The 17,600-nt window shown below is 67.0% G+C and carries 16 protein-coding genes; 6 read left to right on the top strand and 10 right to left on the bottom strand.

Features of this window, described 5'->3' with window-relative positions:
- Positions 1–39: 39 nt before the first annotated feature.
- Positions 40–1,077 (bottom strand): cytochrome-c peroxidase, encoded by a 1,038-nt coding sequence (locus WDC82_RS12160; RefSeq protein WP_340117585.1) that lies wholly within the window; start codon positions 1,075–1,077, stop codon positions 40–42.
- A 256-nt stretch (positions 1,078–1,333) separates the two neighbouring features.
- Positions 1,334–3,694 (bottom strand): outer membrane beta-barrel protein, encoded by a 2,361-nt coding sequence (locus WDC82_RS12155; RefSeq protein ID WP_340117584.1) that lies wholly within the window; start codon positions 3,692–3,694, stop codon positions 1,334–1,336.
- 238 nt (positions 3,695–3,932) lie between these two features.
- Here WDC82_RS12155 and WDC82_RS12150 point away from each other — a divergent pair, with 238 nt between their 5' ends.
- Positions 3,933–4,214, top strand: coding sequence for a hypothetical protein (locus WDC82_RS12150; protein WP_340117583.1), 282 nt, complete (start codon positions 3,933–3,935; stop codon positions 4,212–4,214).
- 162 nt (positions 4,215–4,376) lie between these two features.
- Here the strand turns inward: WDC82_RS12150 and WDC82_RS12145 are convergent, their stop codons facing one another.
- The 4 genes from WDC82_RS12145 to WDC82_RS12130 all read right to left on the bottom strand — a co-directional run bounded on the left by WDC82_RS12145 (position 4,377) and on the right by WDC82_RS12130 (position 8,228).
- A complete protein-coding gene (locus tag WDC82_RS12145) occupies positions 4,377–5,534 on the bottom strand; it encodes a hypothetical protein (protein ID WP_340117582.1) in 1,158 nt (385 codons plus the stop codon).
- 399 nt (positions 5,535–5,933) lie between these two features.
- Positions 5,934–7,076 (bottom strand): hypothetical protein, encoded by a 1,143-nt coding sequence (locus WDC82_RS12140; protein WP_340117581.1) that lies wholly within the window; start codon positions 7,074–7,076, stop codon positions 5,934–5,936.
- 6 nt (positions 7,077–7,082) lie between these two features.
- Positions 7,083–7,649, bottom strand: a complete 567-nt coding sequence (locus tag WDC82_RS12135) for a sigma-70 family RNA polymerase sigma factor (RefSeq protein ID WP_340117580.1) — start codon at positions 7,647–7,649, stop codon at positions 7,083–7,085.
- 315 nt (positions 7,650–7,964) lie between these two features.
- On the bottom strand, positions 7,965–8,228 hold the full coding sequence (locus tag WDC82_RS12130) for a hypothetical protein (protein WP_340117579.1): 264 nt from the start codon (positions 8,226–8,228) through the stop codon (positions 7,965–7,967).
- 464 nt (positions 8,229–8,692) lie between these two features.
- Between WDC82_RS12130 and WDC82_RS12125 the strand changes: the two genes are divergently transcribed.
- On the top strand, positions 8,693–9,982 hold the full coding sequence (locus WDC82_RS12125; RefSeq protein ID WP_340117578.1) for a CHASE2 domain-containing protein: 1,290 nt from the start codon (positions 8,693–8,695) through the stop codon (positions 9,980–9,982).
- 85 nt (positions 9,983–10,067) lie between these two features.
- The gene (locus tag WDC82_RS12120; RefSeq protein ID WP_340117577.1) at positions 10,068–10,367 is read left to right on the top strand and encodes a hypothetical protein; all 300 of its coding nucleotides are present in this window, start codon (positions 10,068–10,070) and stop codon (positions 10,365–10,367) included.
- A gap of 7 nt (positions 10,368–10,374) precedes the next feature.
- Here WDC82_RS12120 and WDC82_RS12115 read toward each other — a convergent pair whose 3' ends face one another.
- The 3 genes from WDC82_RS12115 to WDC82_RS12105 form a co-directional block, all read right to left on the bottom strand.
- Complete coding sequence (locus WDC82_RS12115; RefSeq protein WP_340117576.1) at positions 10,375–10,962, bottom strand: queuosine precursor transporter; 588 nt, start codon at positions 10,960–10,962, stop codon at positions 10,375–10,377.
- Positions 10,963–11,058: 96 nt separating this feature from the next.
- The gene (locus WDC82_RS12110) at positions 11,059–12,252 is read right to left on the bottom strand and encodes a DUF1501 domain-containing protein (protein ID WP_340117575.1); all 1,194 of its coding nucleotides are present in this window, start codon (positions 12,250–12,252) and stop codon (positions 11,059–11,061) included.
- Positions 12,253–12,263: 11 nt separating this feature from the next.
- The gene (locus WDC82_RS12105) at positions 12,264–13,700 is read right to left on the bottom strand and encodes a DUF1800 domain-containing protein (protein WP_340117574.1); all 1,437 of its coding nucleotides are present in this window, start codon (positions 13,698–13,700) and stop codon (positions 12,264–12,266) included.
- Between the two features lie 235 nt (positions 13,701–13,935).
- On the opposite strand from WDC82_RS12105, the gene WDC82_RS12100 reads away from it, so the two are divergent.
- Together WDC82_RS12100 and WDC82_RS12095 are read left to right on the top strand one after the other, a co-directional pair.
- Positions 13,936–14,493, top strand: a complete 558-nt coding sequence (locus WDC82_RS12100) for a hypothetical protein (protein WP_340117573.1) — start codon at positions 13,936–13,938, stop codon at positions 14,491–14,493.
- 191 nt (positions 14,494–14,684) lie between these two features.
- Positions 14,685–15,158: a GcrA family cell cycle regulator gene (locus WDC82_RS12095; protein WP_340117572.1), complete on the top strand. Its 474-nt coding sequence runs from the start codon at positions 14,685–14,687 to the stop codon at positions 15,156–15,158.
- Positions 15,159–15,230: 72 nt separating this feature from the next.
- On the opposite strand, the gene WDC82_RS12090 is transcribed toward WDC82_RS12095, so the two are convergent.
- Positions 15,231–16,820: a gamma-glutamyltransferase gene (locus tag WDC82_RS12090; protein ID WP_340117571.1), complete on the bottom strand. Its 1,590-nt coding sequence runs from the start codon at positions 16,818–16,820 to the stop codon at positions 15,231–15,233.
- A 222-nt stretch (positions 16,821–17,042) separates the two neighbouring features.
- Here WDC82_RS12090 and WDC82_RS12085 point away from each other — a divergent pair, with 222 nt between their 5' ends.
- Entirely contained in the window at positions 17,043–17,600 is a 558-nt protein-coding gene (locus WDC82_RS12085) for a TIGR02281 family clan AA aspartic protease (RefSeq protein WP_340117570.1), read from the top strand.

Here is a 17,600-nt window from a genome sequence, read left to right as displayed (position 1 = left end):
GGTTTCCTTTCCTCCCGGATCGGGACAGTCAGTCCTGCGCTACGGCTTCGGCCGTGGCGTGTCGGCTGCGCTGGGCGGCAGGATCGGATAGCTCACCTGGGGCTGATCGCCGGTCAGGGCGTGCAGGAAAGCGGTGATCTTGTCGACCTCCTCATCGCCGAGGTCGGCACCGAGCTGAGTCGAGCCCATGACCGCCACAGCCTGGCGCAGATCCCACGCCTTGCCGGTGTGGAAGTAGGGCGGTGTCAGCGCGATGTTGCGCAACGTCGGCACCTTGTAAACGTACTCGTCGTCGACCGACTTGGTGACCTCGAAGCGTCCCTTGTCGGTGGGCGGCAGGAAATCGGCGCCGGGCCGTTCGACCACGCCGAAGGGCTGGTACATGCTGCCGCCGATGTTGATGCCGTTGTGGCAGGAGGCGCAGCCCTGGTCGATGAAGAGACGCAGGCCCTCCTTTTGCTCCGCCGTCATCGCATTTTCCTCGCCGCGCAGGTAGCGGTCGAAGGGGGCATGCGGGGTGATCAGCGTCGCCTCAAAGAGAGCGATGGCCTTCAGCATGTTGTCGAGGTTGATCGGGTCCGGATCATCCGGGAAGGCGACCTTGAACGTCTCGGCGTAGCCAGGAATTGCCTTCAGCATGCCGACGGCGTGTTCGTGGCTGGATGCCATTTCCATCGGGTTGATGATCGGGCCGCCGGCCTGTTCTTCCAGGTCCTTGGCGCGACCGTCCCAGAACTGGGCGGTATTGAACACCGAGTTCAGCACCGTCGGTGCGTTGCGGCCGCCCTGCTGCCAGCGGTGGCCGACCGAGGTTTCCAGCATGTCCACACCACCCAGGCCGATGGCGTGGCAGGAGTTGCAGTTGATGGTATGGCTTTCCGACAGGCGCGACTCGAAGTACAGCATCTTGCCGAGTTCGACCTTTTCGGGTGTCGCCGGATTGCCTTCCAGTTCCGGCGCGCCGACCGGAATGGGTTCGAACAGTCCCCTGGCTTCCTCCAGAAGACCGTCGTCCGCCAGCGCCGCCGTTGCGGTGACCAACGCGCAACAAGCGACCAGCGCGGTACGAATAAGCATTGGAGCCCTCCTCTCGCTTATACCCAGGACAGACATTCGCGAGCGTTGTTGCATCGTTTGAACCGGCGGGCTGACCGGGGCCGTTGACCCGGCCCTTTGCAGGTGGCGTCTTGTCTGTCTGGAACTGGAATTACTCGAAAGCGGGGGCGAAAGCTTTGACCCAGGTCAAGCTTTTCCCGAAATCGCAGTTTTTGTGATCTTTCGCGCCTTTCTGGCCACGCGTCGTTTAGAGCCAAATGAAATTCGGCCCGACGCTTCAGAAGCGGATGCCGATGGCGGCGCGAAACAGGCTCTCGCTGTTCTCGAAGGACTCGGTGCCGCCGCCGACCTGCAGCGAATTGTTCTCGTAGTCGGTGTAGCTGTACTCCATGCGGGCGAATACACTCTCCGAGATCGGCAATTCGAGCCCCCCGCCGAAGCGGGCACCCAACAGAATTTCGTCCTCTTGGGCCGATGTACCTGTGGTCGCCACACTGGTGCTGAACTGGCTCGCTATCACGCCAGCGCGGGCATAGGCGAGGGCCCCGCCCGGCAGTACATAGCCGGCCCTGAGGGCAGCACCGAGGCCGGCCTTCTTTTCGATCTTGAAGATGCGGCCCGTCGGCTGGCGTTCGCGGTTCCAGGTAACGTCGCTGACCTCACCCTCGACCTCGCCACCCAGGTAGATGCGCCGCCAGACCGCGCCGTAACCGGCAAAGACGCCGCCACTGGCCCCTTCGTCGCCCGAGTCGGCGTTGGTGAAGGCCCCCGCCTGGCGCGGGCCGCCCTGGTGGCTGTGCAGGGCGCCGTGCCCTGCCCCGAGGCCGACATAGAAGCCGCCGACGTCGGGTTCCGGCTCCGGCTCGAGCTTCTCGTTCTTGGCGCCGCTAGGAAAGCGGTAGCCGATCCCGAGCCGCACCATGCTTTCGTTGTTGGCGAAGTTGTCGCGGCCGCCGGGGTAGGTGATGTCATAGTCCTTGTAGGAGGTGTAGCTGTAGTCGAGGCGCAGGAAGAAGTCGTCCACCACCGCGGTTTCGGCACCGAGGCCGATGCGCAGACCGGTAATCGCATCGGAGTCGTCGTAACTGTCGCCGCCTTCGCTGTAGTTGGTGTCGAAGTAGGTTTCGACAACGCCGAAGCGGCCGTAGATCATGGAGTAGTCGTTCAGCCAATAGCCGATGACCGGGCCGGCGGAGAGAGAGCCGTCTTTCTGCACCGAGAAGACCCGCCCGTCGGGTGCATTGGTATGCTCCCAGTGCGCTTCGCTGAACTCGGCGTCGACCTCGAGGCCGAACTGCCAGTCGCCCGCCCTCAGGGCATAGCCGGCAAAGAGGCCGCCGCCGAAGCCGCGGTCGGAGAAGTCGGCGGTCTGGCTGCCGCCGCCGCCGCGAGGGCCCTCCAGTTCCGTGCCGACGTTGGGAAAGCTTCCCTGCAGGCCGAAGTAGAGGCCGCCGAGATCGGCAACCAAGTCGGGACCGGAATCGGGAGCGTCGGGATCGTAGGCCGGCACCAGTTCCGCGCCCAGGGTGAAGAACACCCGGTGCTCGTCGTAGTCCTCGTCGGGGTCGCTGGAATCACGCTGCACGAAATCGTAGCTGGTATCGAGGAAGATATTAGGCGTCACATGATAGCGGCCGCCGAGCCCCGCCTGCAGGGTATTGTCGTCGCGCGACACGCCCTCGTACTCGGCCTGGTAGTAGGAGAAGGAAGCGTCGATGCTGAGATCGCGGCGCAACTGCTGGGTCAACGAAGCACCGAGCCCGGTGCTGAGGTAGCCGGAAGCGCCGAGAAGTGTGGTCTCCTGCACCGTGCGGCTGACGAACGCCTCGACCGTGGTGGTGCCTCGCGGGCGCCATTCCAGGCTGAAGCCGAAGTCCGGTGCGGTAACGCTCTCAAGCGCCGGGTCGTCGTAGTACTGCCCGAGCAAACCGAAGAAGCCTTCGACGTCGAGCATCGGGCCCGGCCGGTAGCGTAGGCCAAAGGCGGCGCTGAAGCCGTCGGAATCGCGGTCGAAGCCGGCGTCGTCGCGTGCCGTGTCGTAGTCGCGCAAGTCGAAGACGCCCTGGGTGAAGACCTCGTAGCCGGGGCTGACGATGTAGCCGGCGCGCAGGCCGGCGGTGTAGAGGTCGCGGTCGCGGTCGTCGTTGTTTATCTCGCCGCCAGCCGCGTCGATGTCGCTGAAGTCGATCCGCCCGTAAGTGCCTCCGACACGCAGCGTCACGTCGTCGAAGCGGTTGAGGCTGCCGATGTAGGCCTGCGTATCGTAGTAGAGTGTCGGATCGTCGCCGTCCACGTCGTCGGGAGACTGCCGCTCCTCGTGGTCGCGCCCGAAACTGACGCCGCCGAACACCATGTTCTTCGGTGCGATGCGGTAGCTGGCGTCGAATCCGAAGGAGAAATCCTCGTAGTCCTCGCTGGTTTCATCCCAGTAGCGCCCAATTTCGGCCGAGCCGAAGAGCTCTAGGCTGAGCAGTTCGTCCGCGCCGGTGGTCAGCGATACTTCAGGCGTGATGACGGTAATGCCATCGCCAACTTTGTCGTTGCGCGTGGCGTAGACGTTGTCGCTGTAGCCCTGCGAGACCGAAAGGCCAGCGTCCAGCGCGAAGGGTCCGACCTTGACGGCGTCGTCTTCCGCCATGGCACTCTGCGTAGAGGGCGTGCTCTGCGGAGAAGGATCGCTCTCAGATTCTTGCGCCAGAGTGGCGCCCGCGGGCCATAGGAGGCCCGGCAGCAGCCAGACTCCTACGACCAACGAAGAATAGCGCACCAACATACTTCCCCCCGCTCTGATCTCGGAATACATCCCACGGGTTGCCGGCTCGGACGGTTCCCGCTTGCTTGACACCAAAGCCAAGCTCCGTGCCAGGGCCTCAGGGATGATCGTCAGCGCCTTCTTGGTCACTATGGCCGTGGTCGTCGACAGCGCTGTCGGGCCGGTGGAAAACGCGGTCTTCCACCGAATGGCCGCTGCCGGGTGTGCTCCGGTCAGCGTGGCCGCGGCCCTTGCCTGTGCCGTCCGGTCCGCCACCCCTTTCCCCGCCGGAATCGTGGCCTGTGGCGCTGTGGCTGTCGCCGCGGCCGCCACCTCCGCCTCCGTGGCCGCCGCTGTGTTCCTGCGCGATGAGTGCCGCGGCGGCAGCCGGCGATTGCCCGATTGACGGGACGAGTGCAAAAGTAGCGAGCGCTGCCGCAAGCGGGACGGTTAGATACGACTTTGCCGGTAAGCAGCGGATCTTGCTCATTGAGCTGTCCTTCGAAAGACGCCGCCCGCCCGACAGGCGCGATGTTGCCGGGCGGTACGAAAGGCTTGGCCCTCGGAGTCAGTTCATTGCCACCGGTACCGGAACCGCGTGGAGGAATTCGATGACCGCGCGGGAGTCATCGGCCGACTGCAGGAAATCGTCGGCACCCCCGGCGGTGCTATCGGTCCAGTCCTGACCGTCGAAGACGGCGTCCATCACCGACTGCGTGACGGTCTCGTAGGTACCGTCGCCGTCCGGATCGGCAAGATAGGTAAGGGTGACGCCGTCATAGGCGACGGCTCGGCTGTAGTCGTAGCTGGAGAAATCGTAGTAGTCGATGTTGCCGGTCGCGACGTCCACCTGGTTGATGCCAAGGATGGAGTTCAGATAAACGATCTCGTCGAGAGTGAGCGCCGAGGTCTTGTCGGTGGAGGCAGCCAGCAGCGAGGCGACGTCGAAACCGTCGGGAAGGTTGCTGACCGTGCCGCCGGTCATGATGAAGGTATAGAGCGCGAGATTTTCCAGCGGCGAGTCGATGGCCACACCGTCGACCACCAGCCGCCCAGCCTCGTCCAAAGTGACGACGCTGCCGTCGGTCAACTTGGTCAGGGCTTCGTCAAGCGCGTGCGTGAGGACTTGTGTTGGGGCACGACTGACGCTGGTGCGGCCGAGTTCGACCTCGACCACGAGGTCCTCGTACTGCTCCGGCAGTTCGCCGTCCTCGGTGAGTTGGACGACGGTGCCGTCGGCCAGGATCGGCTGTACATGGCCGTTGGCGTCTAGGAGTGGTTCGCCGTTCTCATCGCGCAAAATGATCCAGAGGTCCCCGTAGAGGTCGCCCTTTGTGGTGCCCGCGCCGGAGGGCTGGCCGCCGCCCCTCGAATGGGGGTTCAGTTCGCGGTTGCCCTGTGCCCAGGCCGGCCGGTCCGAATCCTCCTCGCCGTCTTCTTCAAGGATGATGATGATCCGCTTGCCTTTGCCGCGGAATATCTGCTCCTCCAGCACCGACATGATGTCGTCGCTGCCCCGGCGCTGCCCCTGGCCGGTGGTGGGACCGCCCTGGCCACTGCCGCTGCCCGCGCCAGCGTACTTGCCCTGCGCGGCTGCTGCCTTACCGGCCACGGACGGCGTGCCGTCATCAGCCGGGGTAAAGGTGAAGGGTAGCAGGATCAACGCCGTGGCCAGTGCGGTGGTGGCCAGGACAGTTGAGTGGAAGGAACGGGGGTTGGGGCTCATAGCGCATCCTTTCGGCGTGTTTGTTGTTTTCCCGGCTCGTGGGCGCATCCAGACGCTCCGCTACGACGCTTGGCCGGATGGAGATCCTTATGGCGCTGCATGATCCCAAAGGGTCAATTTGGCTAGCTCGAGTATAAGCAAACCGATTATTGTGTCTGTGCGTATCTAGCTCCCATGATGCAAATCAATCCTGCAATGGAATGTAGGTTTTTGATCATTTCTCCTGCCGGCGCACGGTGACGTGTCCCTTCGCCTGGACCGGCGGTGGGCCGGCCAGCATGGCGGCCTGTCAAAGAAGTCGATTTAGGGGGAACTTGGATCGTTGTTCCTGGAGGAAGGCCCAGGATCCGGTCGGAAGCCTGTTCGCGATCGACGGCGCCGACCAAGGAGCGCGGCGGCTCAGGTTTCCTTGGCAGTGTCGCCCGCTTCGGGCAGCGGTACCGGGATCAGCGGGCTGCGCTCGATGGCGGGATCGACGCCCGGCAGCGGTGCCGCCGGTGCGCTTTCGGTCGGTGCGCTGGGTACCGTGGACTCCGTTGCCTCGGTGCCGGCCGTCGATCCGGCTGGCGCCGCCACCGTTCCCCCTGCGGGTGCCGCTTCGTGGCGCAGGCTGTCGCTGACCGCCTCGGCGAGGCGCAGCAGCTTGTCCTGCTCCATCTGGCCGACCAGGCTGTAGGCCATGTGGGCGTCCTGCCACATGAAACGCGAGGCTGCACCATCGCGCGCGAAGGTGAAGCTGGTCTGCCCGGCCTTGCCGCCGGCACGCATGGTGAGAGTGACGCGCTGACCGGCGTCGTCCTGGTAAAGCAGCTGCGCCGCCGGCGGCCCGCCGGCGGTGGTGATTACCCGCTCACCGATCAGCTCGAAGCCGAGAGCCGCAAGGTCCGGGAGGGTGGCCGGTGCAGCACCGGAGGCGGTGGTGTTGCCGGTCTGCGCGGCCAGCCAGGCGGCCACTTGCCGCTCGCTGGCCTTGCCTCCGGCGGCAACTGGGCCTCCGGTGGCGACTGGCGTCGCGGCTGACAGTGCCGGTCCCAGCTTTTGGGTTGTCTGAGGGGATGCCGGCGCCGTCTGCGCCGCCTGACGGGTGAAGGCGACGAGAGGATCGTGGTTCCAGCCGTTCTGTTCCAGCGCAATCCAACCAGCCGCGCCCGCGCTCACCAGCAGGGCAATCGAAGCGGCCAGGCGGGAAAGGCGGCGCGCGGTCGTTCGAGCTTTGGGCTGCGTCACGGCGCGCCGGAGGTCGAGCTGCGCCTCGACCTCATGCGCCAAAGCGGTCAGACCCGGGGGCAGTGCGGCGGCGCTGCGCGCGGTGGGGTCTCCCAGCTCGTCCAACGGATCGAAGAGCGCGTGCAGGCCGATGTTCTGGCTGCGGTAGGCGGCGAGCCGCGCCGCTTCGTGCGGCGCGGCGGCGAGATAGGCCTCGACGGCCGCGCGACGGCGGTTGTCGAGCTGACCGTCGACGTAGGCCTGCAACTCGTCTTCGCCGACGGTGCTACCACCGTCGCAGAAGCTGGAATTGGATCGGTTCGAAGCGACACCCACGGGACGTCATTGCACCTTTCGTAGATTGGCTGCGATTGCGGGGCGCGCCGGCGGCACCCGGCGCAGGTCGGCCAACGGCGCGCCGTTCATCAAACGGCGCAAGGCCTCGCGGCCGCGCGACAGGCGCGACATTACGGTACCGATCGGCACGTCCAGGACCGCGGCGGCATCCTTGTAGGTCATGCCCTCATAGCCAACCAGCAGCACCGCCTGGCGCTGTTCCTCCGGCAGGCGAGTGAGCGCGTCCGCGAGGTCGTGCAACTCCATCTGTCCGTACTGCGGGGCAGGGCGCGCCATCAGGTTGTCCAGTGCTTCTTCGGGCAGCGCATAAGACCAGCGGCGACGCTCATTGAGACGGTCGATATGTGCGTTGTGCAGAATGGTGAAGAGATAGGCCCGCAGATTGCGGATGTCATCCGTCTGTCCGCCGTTCAACTTACGGCAACGCGCCAGGACGCGGCTGAGGCACTCCTGCACCAGATCGTCGGCTTCCGCCGTGTTGCCGGTCAAGGCGCGCGCGTAGCGCCTGAGACCCGGAATGTGCTCAAGCACCGTCGTTTCCGCTTTTGCCACGCTCTTTGCCTCCTGCCTTCTTGCCTTTGGCGCTAACGGCCGAATACCGTTGCGCAGGAGTCGAAGGTAGGCAGGCTGAGTCAGCCTGTCTTGGAACCTTAACGGGTCCGATTTGTGGCGAATTGTGGTGGCTGCTGCCGCATTCATGACAAAACTCGCGGGCTTCCAATTCTACCGCAGGTGAGGCGCCGACGTCGCGAGGATGGCCCGGCGGGCCGTCGTCGCGCCAGGGCGCAAAGGGGCCCGCCGGTGTTTCCGGCGATCGCCCGGCGCAGGCTTGTCGACCTGCCGCCGGGCGAAGCTAACCGGCATCGCCTATTGGCTGCTGCCCGGCATCGTGCTGTCGGGAGCGCTGCCTTCGGGCTGCTCCATTTCCGGCGGCGCGGCGGACGGTCCACTGCTGTCCGGGGCCATCGGCGTGCTGGTGCTGCCGGTGCCGCTGCCGCCTTCGGGCACTGCGCCCTGCTGCTGCTGCATCGGCGCGGACGAATTCTCTGAGGCCTGCTGCTCGTCGCAGGCGGCGAGGCCAAGGGCCAGCGCCGCGGCGGCGAAGGTGGTGAAAAGAACGGACTTGGACATCGGTCAAACCTCCAAAGGCATGAATCGAAAACGCATAATGGGAGGTGAAGGGGCGGCGGCCGGCGCTAGGGGAGAGAGCTGCGCCGACCGCCTCTACGGGCCGTGAGGGAAGAGCACGCCCGTATTTCATCGACTCGGGCACCTTGTGAAGACATCGCCAGACACAGTCGATCTTCACCGTTATCGGCGCCTTCGCGCGGCGCAAGGCGCCGCCGTTCCCAAAGGCGCTTTCCCATAAAGACCCATGGTTCTCGGCTTTATTCCCCCTGCATCCTAGAGGCCGGCCTGCTTGGCGGAGGCAAAAGTGGGGCGCGACCGGTAACGCTTCGCTAAGCTCCCCGACGGCATCTTGGGGCCAGATAGGTGCGCGACTTGACCGCGCTCGGATTATTGGGGTTCGCTGAGACATGGGGACGGGGAAACAGACCTGCGTTCCGACAACGGGCGAGGGGGTACGGCGGACAATGCGCTGGTTTGACGGGCTCGCGGCGGTGGCGGTCGCTGCCCTGGCGGCCTACCTGGTTTCGCTGCCGCCGCTCAGCGCCCTCGAGGGTCCGGCCTTCGATCTGCTGCTGCGCGCGCGCCAGGAACTTTACGGACCGGAACTATACGCCCGACTGCCGCCCGCCAACGGCGCCACTGCGTCGGCCTCACCCGTTATCGTGGTGGCGCTCGATCAGGAAACGGCCCTGCGGCCGCCCTTCGACCGCCTGCCGCAGGAACTTTGGACCCCGCAGATGGCCGAGGTCATGCGCTGGGTGCTGGATGCCGGCGCCCTGGTGATCGCCCAGCAGGAAGCCTTCGTCGCTTCGGCAGAAAGCGCCGTTGCGGGCTATGATGCCGACTATCTTGAGCTGCTGCGCAGCGCCGGCGCCGAGGGGCGCATCGTGCTGGGGCGCCGGGCACCGGCGCCGGACCGGCTCGGCCCCACGCCGGCACATGCCGACGCCGTCGGCGGCGACCGCAACGTGCGTCACATCGCGCTCCATTCGGATGCCGATGGCGTGCTGCGTCATGCCGCGCTCTACGAAAGCAGCCGTGATCGCAGCGGCACGGTCAGTCTGAACCCGTCTCTGGCGCTGGAGCTGGCCGCACGCGTGATCGGCGAACGTCCGCACCTGTTGTACGGCAGCGACCTGATGCTGGGCCGCTACGCGATTCCCGGCTCTGACGTCAACGCCATGCTGCTGAACTTCCAAGGCGGCGACGGTGGCATTCCGGTGTTCTCGCTCGGCGATCTCTACGCTTGCGCCGAGGCTGGCGATGACGGGTTCTTCCGCAAGCATTTTGACGACAAGGTGGTGGTCTTCGGACGCACCGACCTGCCGCGGGTGCGCCGGGTGACGGCAGCGCGTTTCCTGGATCTGCATCTCGCCGATCGTTACGCGCCGCGCTGCCGACTGGATGTCATCGAAAGCCTCGTCGGCCGCGACAACGCGGCCACGACGCCCGAGGTGGTGGTGACCGCGACGGCGGTGCGCAACCTGCTGCAGCGCGAGGCAGTGAAGAGCGTGCCGCCCGCCGTGGTCGTCGTCATCGCGGCGCTGCTGGCGCTGGCGACGGTGTGGGCGGTATTCCGGCATGCATCCTATCTCGCCGGCGGGGCCATCGTGCTGCTGCTCGCGGGCTGGGGCTATCTCGCTGTGGTGATGCTGGCGCGGGAAACCTGGCTGATACCGTTGGCCCAACCCGCCGTGGCGGTCGCCACCGCTTTTGTGGCCGCGTGGCTTTACAAGGCCGTGAGGCGGTTGTAGCCCGGATTGAGGCAGGTCAATGCCTCCCGGCGGCTCTGCGCCGATCCTGCTTCCCCTGGACCGCAGCAGTAAGGGAGCCGCAGGCATGGCACGTAAACCGATCGCGCCGCTCGCAGCGCTGGGCATCGCCCTGGTGGCGCTGTGGCCTGCGCAGCCCGTTCCGGCGCAGGAATGGCAGGCGCAGCTGAACGAGCAGATACTGCGCGAGTACGACTGCGAGGTGGCCTTTCTCAGCCAGGTGGCCGAGCGCATGGTGAACGGTGACCTGGTGGTGCTCGCCAAGGTGCACTGCATCGACAAGCGCACCTTCGATGCTTATCGCGACAGTGCCTTCGAGCCGTTCGAGATTCACCCCTGCGAGAACCCGGACAACCGGGTCTGCTGAACGTCCCTTAACGCGTCGCCGTCGGCAGGTCGCCGTTCGCCAAGTGCGGGCGCAGCGCCGGCATCAGCAGGCGGAAAGGCACCAGCATCAGCGCCGCCATCGCCATTTTGGCGCCGAAGTCGCCGAGCGCCCACTGATGCCAGGGCAGGCCGGTGCCGGCGAAGGCGATGGAAAAGAACAGCAAGGTATCGACGATCGAACTGAGGGTGGAGGACGCCAGTGGGGCTTTCCACCAGCGCGCCTGGCGCAGCCGGTTGAAGATGGCGACGTCCAGCAGTTGGGCGCTCAGGAAGGCGGTGCCGGAGGCGATCGCGATGCGCGTGTCGACCAGCAGCGACAGGGCCACCGCCAGCGCGAAGCCGGCCGCGATGACGATGCGGGCGGCCTTGGGCCCCAGGCTGCGGTTGGTCAGGTCCGTCACCAGGAAGGCGATCGGATAGGTGAAGGCACCCCAGGTCAGCCAGTCCTCGGTCCTGTAGCCCTCGATGAAGACCGGGAACTGCACGGCATAGTTCGACAGCACGACCACGGCCGTCATGGCGACGATGCCGGCAACGATGCCGGGGGTGGAGAGCTTGAAACGCGGTTCGCTCATGGCAGGGCCCTGATGTTCCTGGGTGTGGCGGCGCTGTCGTAGCAGATGCGGACGGCCGAGGCCAGGGCCAAGCAGAACTGCCGAGAATCCCTGAATTCAGCCGAAAAGCGGCAGCGGCGCGTGGCGCCCGAGACTGCCGGGGGCCGGCGGCAGGCCGAGCCAGCCCTGGGCCACGGCGGCATAGAGCCGGCGGAAGTCCAGGCGGGGCGTGAGGTCGCCGCCCTCGAGATCGTCGAGCCGGGGCTGCTCGCCGTAGAAACCGCCGCCGAGGCGGCCGCCCAGTAGGAAATGCGGCGCCGCCGTGCCGTGGTCGCTGCCGCCGCTGGCGTTCTCGGCCGCGCGGCGCCCGAACTCGGCATAGGTCACCACGAGGACCCGGTCCCACGCGCCGACCTCGATCATGGCCTGGCGAAAGGTGACGAGGGCCTCGGCGAGGTCGCCCAGCAGGGCGGCATGGCGCGGCGCCTGCTGGGCATGGGTGTCGTAGCCGCTGTGCTGGAGTTTGAAGAACGAGGCAGGCACGCCGGCGGCGATCAGATCCGCGGCAAGTTCGAATTGCCGCCCCAGCGCTGATTTCGGGAACGTCGTGGTGATCGGCGGCGCTTCTTTCAGGCGGCGGGCGACGTCGAGCGCGGCGCCGTGCATCCTTGCGCGCGTGGTCAGAATGTGGGCGAGCGCGGGGTTGCCGGTCGGCGTTTCTTGCCCATCCAGAAGACGCACGGCCTGGCCCAGTTGGCGCGGATCGCGCATCACCACAGGGGCGAGGGCGCTGCCGGCTAGCGGTCCCTCCGGCCCGCCCAGGACGATGCCCTGAGCGTCAAAGGCGGGATCCTCGATGGCGGATTGCGCTGTCCCGTCGATGCCGGTCTCCGTCAGGACCCGGTGCAGCCAGCCGTCCTGCAGCGTCTCCTCGGCGGTGGACGCGCTGTTCCAGATCTCGATGGAGCGGAAGTGGGAACGGTTGGTCGGCTTGTAGCCGACACCCAGCGCGACACCGAGATTCTTTGCCTGCCAGAGCGGCATCAGCGGCGCCAGCGCCGGATGCAGGCCCAGGCGCTCGTCGAGTTGCAGCACCCGGTCGCGCGCGATGGCAAGCGTCGGCCGCGCGGCGGCGTAGTGCGCATCGGCATAGGGGATGACGGTGTTGAGGCCGTCGTTGCCGCCGTTCAGTTCCACCAGCACCAGGATGCGCGGCGCCGGTGCCGAGCGCGCGAAGGCCCGCGGCAGGGTGCCGATGAAAGGAGCGATGGCCGCGGCGGTCAGGAGTTGGCGTCGCGTGAGGGCGGGCATCAGTGCCTTTCCTACTTCAGGTGATAGGCGGGATCGGCGAGCAGGCTGCGCGCCAGCGCGCCGCTTGCCCGGCGGTCCAGCACGGCGGCATCGACCGGCGGGATCGCCAGCATCAGCGTCGTCATCGCCTCGGCGCCCTGCCAGGGGGCGGGAAGGCCGGCGACCCAGGTGTCGAAGAAGGCCGCGCGGTGCTGGGCGTTGCTCTCGACGGGGCGCTCCATGCCCGCGGCTGCCGGTGTGGCGGTTGCCGCCTCAGCGCTGCCGGTGAGGCGCGCCAGCAGGGTTTGGCGGTCGAGCAGGCTGGCGCCGGTGATCCATGCCGTGCCGCCGGGCCAGCCCTTCACGTCGGGCGGATCGAAGAGGTCCTGGCCGAGGCGCCTGGTCAGCCAGGCGAGGTCGCGGTCGTCGTTCACCGGCAGGTCGAAAAGGCGCAGACTGCCGACGACGAGGTCGACCGGCGACTTGACGAGGCGGCCGCGGTTCTCCGGCGCCCAGAAGGCATCGCTGGTGAAGATCGCCGCCAGCAGCGGTTTCATCTCGTAGCCGCCGTCGCGAAAGATCGCGGCGAGGCGTCGTACTTCCGCCGCGTCGGGGGCCTCCGAGACGAACTGCCGCCATAACTTGACGACGATGAATTCCGCCGTCTCGGGACGATCGAGCAGGAGCGCAATGACGTCGTCGCCGTCGAAGGTGCCGCGCCGGCCGAGGATTTCCTTTTCGCCGCCGTCGTGCCAGGCGGCGCGAAAGCGGAACGCATCCGTTTCGCGGTCGAGGCTCCAGCCGGTGAAGGCGCGCGCCGCTTCTTTCAGATCGGCCTCGCTGTAGCGGCCTTCGCCGAGGGTGAAGAGCTCCATCAGCTCGCGCGCGAAGTTCTCGTTGGGCGCTCCTTTGCGGCTGCTTGCGTTGTCGAGGTAGATCAGCATCGCCGGATCGCGCGCGATGGCGTGCAGCAGCGCCGCGAAGTTGCCGAGCGCATGGCGGCGCAGCAGTACGTTCTGGCGATAGAGCAGGGCGGGCGCCTTCACCTTGGCCAGACTGGAGGTGAAGTGATTGTGCCAGAAGAGGGTCATCACTTCGGTGAGCGGGCTGGGCGTCGTGCGCATCTCGGCGAGCCACCAGGCTTTCAACTCGCGGCCCTGCTCGCGCTGCGTATCGCGCAGGGCGAGGCGCTCGGCCTCGCTCATGCTGCCGCGTTTCGGCGGCAGCCAGTCGGCTTCCCATGCGGGCGGCGGCGTAACGGCGGTGCTGCCGGCGCGTGTCAGGATCGCGGCCGCTGCCTCTTCGCGTGTCAGCGGGGCGAGCGCTTCGATCTCCGCCGCGGAGCCGCCGAAACCGCTGCGCGCCAGGAGGTGACGGGCCTCGGCAGCGTCGAGGGCCGGCGCGGGGGCGGGGGCCGTCACAGCCGCCAAAATCATCATGCCGCAGAGCAGGGTTCGAATCACAGGCATGGCCGTCGCTTCCGCCGCTGTCTCATTGTTACACCCATTGCGAGGCTTTCATCCCCGGCGGCCTATGGGCTAGTCTCCAGCCGCCGCGGCCCGCTTGTCGCTCTCTGGAGCATCTACGCAATCCGGCGGCGGCAAGCTTCGGGGAGTTGTCCTGCCTTTGCAATCAGAGTCCCAACGAGCTCTCTTAGGGCGGTCCCTTTGCGGGCGCAGCCTTGCGGGGCTCCGCCACGGCCTTGTGCTGGCGCTGGCGGTGTTTGCCCTGCTGCTGGCCGCGCTGCCTGCGCGGGCCGAGCCCCTGACGCTGCCGCCGGCGCCCTTCAAGGCGCTGCCGGAGGGCACCTTCATGGTGTGGGAGAACCTGGACAGCGGCAAGCGGGTCGAGGGCGTCGTCGGGCGCACCAACGGCCTCATCGTGTCGTGGATCTGGGAAGGCCGCAGTTTCTCCAGCTTCGCCCACATCTGCATGGACTGTGTCGCCGCCGGCGTGTCGCCGGACGGCGGTGTCCTCGGCCAGCTGTTTCCGCTGGAGGTCGGCAAGGCGGTAGGCTTCACCCGACGCTGGGCCGGGCAGGCCTGGCGCGACCGCATCGAGGTGCTGGGCGCCCAGCGGGTGACCGTTCCGGCGGGCACCTTCGATACCTACGTGCTCCTGCGTCGCTCGGAACAGGTCGGAAGCGACTGGCGCGCCGAGCAGCGGGTCTGGTACGCCCCGGAATTGGGCTGGGTGGTGAAGTTCGAAGGCTACAACAACCAAGGCGCCGGCGAACGCTGGCAGGCCGTCAGATTCGACTGATCCGCGCAACCGCCGCGCGGATAACCGCTTGGGATGAAACGCCGCGGGCGGTTGATTCACAGAAAACGGCGGTTTTCCACAGATTTCAGCCTAGACTCTCTGCGGCCCCCGCTATATTGTGCATCATGTCGTCATCTAGACGACATATAGTATATGCCGCAACATGTAGCCAAAAGCATAGAGGCAATCGCATGACTTGGACTGAAGAACGAGTTGCGGAACTCATGCGGCTCTGGGAAGCAGGACGGAGCGCGTCGGAGATCGGCCGCCTGCTTGGGGTTTCGAAGAATTCCGTCGTCGGCAAGGCCCATCGGATGAAGCTGAAGGCCCGCCCGTCGCCCATTAAGCGCGGTTCCGCGCCGCAGGTGCGGCGTCCTGCCGTCGCCCAGATCGCCAAGCCCGCCGTTCCGGCGCAGTCCGCGGTTCAGGCGGCACCGAAGCAGGTTGGGGCGCGTGCCGCTCGGCCCGCTCCGGCTCCGACCCCGCGGCCGACGCGCACGGTGGCTCGCGGCAAGGGACCGAACTGCTTGTGGCCGATCGGCGATCCAGGCGACCAGGACTTCCATTTCTGCGGGGAACCGGCGGTGCCCGGCAAGCCGTATTGCGACGAGCACTGCGCGCGCGCCTACATCGTGCGTCACCGCAACGAATCCGAAGCGGCCTGACCTTTCAGCGGATCCTTCCGGCACCTGCAGGCTGCGGGTGCCGGCAGACCGCACCCGGCTCCGCCTACCGGATCAGGACGGAGCGTTGACCAGCGCGGCACCGCCGCGCCTCGGATCGCCCGCCGCCGAGAGTTCTCCCGCGGCGCTGAGCGCCACCCCATGGACGCCGCCGAAAAACAGGTTGTGCATCGGCCAGGCGACGGCCTGATACCCCTGGTCCTGCAGCAGCGTCAGCCTGTCGGGCAGGCTGACGCCCTGCGCTTCGGCGCCTTCCAGGTTGGCGACATTGCCCTCGACGTGCAGCCGCGGCGTCTCGATCGCCTGCGCAATCGGCAGGCGGTGGTCGAGCAGATTGATCAGCACCTGCAGCACCGCGGTGCGGATGCGGTTGGAGCCGCCCGAGCCGATGGCGTAGAGATCGCCTTGCGCCGAGGTCGCCAGGGTCGGCGCCATCATGGAGGACAGGCGGCAATCCTGCGGCCAGCGGTGAAAGCCGCCGTGGTTGAGATCCTCCTCGCCCAGCATGTTGTTCAGCATGATGCCGCTTCGCGGCAGCGGCGTGCCGCAGCCTTCGCCGTTGGAAAGGCTCATGGCCGCGAGGTTTCCGTCGCCGTCGACCACGCTGATGTGGGTGGTGCCGCGGGTGAAGGCGGCCTTGCCTTGAACCTCTTGCTTGTAGCGTTCCAGCAGCGCCGGATCGAAGAGGCGCTCGGCCGCTGCCGCGATGCCATCTTCCAGGCGCGCTTCGATGCGTGCCTTGTTGGTGAGTGCCATCACCCGCGCCATCTGCAGCGTCGCGGCGTCCGTGCCGCTGCCGTGGCATGCAGGGGACTCCGCGGCCAGCAGCGCCAGCGCGAAGGCGATCAGCATGCCGCCGCAAGACGGCGGCGGGTTGGTCACCACGCGGTGGCTGCGGTAGTCGCAAACGAAGGGCGCGCGGCGGATGACCGAGTAGCCGGCGAGATCCTCTTCGCTCACGAGTCCTCCGGACTCGGTGCAGAGGCGCACGAGGCGCCGCGCAAAGTCGCCTTCGTAGAAGAGACGCGCGCCTTCGCTGGCGAGCGCTTCCAGGCTGTCGGCCAGTTCCGGTTGCTTCAGTTGCGCGCCCGGACGCAGCAGCGCGCCGCCGGCGTCGAGGAAGAGGTCGCGCGAGGCCGCGCTGGCCTGCAGGATCGGCGCCACGATCTCGAAAAGGTAGCCGTCGATAGGGCGCAGCTCGACGCCGTCGCGCGCGAGCCGCACCGCCGGCTGGACGATGCGCGCCATCGGCAGGCGCGCGAGGTCGTCGTGGATGGCAAAGAGGCCCTTCACGGCGCCCGGCACGGCGACGGCGCCGATGCCGATATGAAACTCCTGCGTCGCGGTGCCGAAGTCGGCGAGGATCGGATAAAAGTCAAGACTGGCGAGATCGCGGCGCTGCTTCGGTGTCTGCACGAAGAAGTCGTAGAGCAGCGGGCCGCGCCCCGCCGGCTGCGCCAGCAGGAAGCCCCCGCCACCCAGAGAGGCGAGCACCGGCTCGGCCACCGTGGCGGCACAGAAGGCGGCGAGCACGGCGTCGAAGGCATTGCCGCCCTCGGCCAGAATCTCAGCCGCGGCCTCGGCCGTCGCCGGATGGCCGCAGGCCACCGCGCCGCGGCGTTGCCGACTACTCTCGTTGCCCATGTGCCTGTTCCGCGCGCTTCCGCGCATTTTTAACAGTTGAGCGCAGAGGGTGGCGATTTTCCGCCGCTCTTGCAACGCTGCGGGCCAAATCGGACCTGCGTTTTAACCAAGAAGCTAAGAAAAGCGTTAAGCCCCCGCGGGGCACCATTGGGGCAGGGCGGCGCAACAGGCACCGGCCTTGCGATGCGGTATCGGGAAGCACACGACTGGGCGAAGCGAGCGATGTCCGGCTATCACGACGACAGCGTGCCGCGATCGAGCGGCCTCATCGGGCACAGCCTGCGCATGGGTGCGGTGGTGATCGCCGGCGGTCTGCTGCTGGTGTCCTTCATCGGCCACGATGACGCCGTGCTGCTGTCACCGGCCGCCGAAACGCTCAGCGCCCGGCAGGCCCCGCGGCCAGCCGCGCCGGTCTCCGAGCTGGTCCTGCAGGCCGGCCCGCACGGCCACTTCATCGTCGACGCAGCCGTCAACGGCAAGACGATCACTTTTCTGGTCGATACCGGCGCCAGTGCGATCTACCTGACGCCTGAGGATGCGAAGCGCCTCGGCTGGCCGCCGCAGCGCCTTACCTTCAGCGAGCGCTATAGTTCCGCGGCGGGCGAGGTGCGGGCCGCCCCAGTCACACTGCGCACGCTGCGCATCGGCCAGCTTGAACTCTTCGACCTGCCGGCCTCGGTGGGTGAACAGCGGAGTGAAATTTCGCTGCTCGGCATGACTTTCCTGAAGCGCCTCGAGAGCTATCAGGTGCGCGGCAACCGGCTCATCCTGGCCTGGTAG

The sequence above is a fragment of the Pelagibius sp. 7325 genome, assembly GCF_037652055.1.
Classification (GTDB): Bacteria; Pseudomonadota; Alphaproteobacteria; order Kiloniellales; family Kiloniellaceae; genus Pelagibius.
The sequence above is the reverse complement of the archived record's forward strand: the minus strand, read 5'-3'. Positions and strand labels throughout refer to the sequence as shown.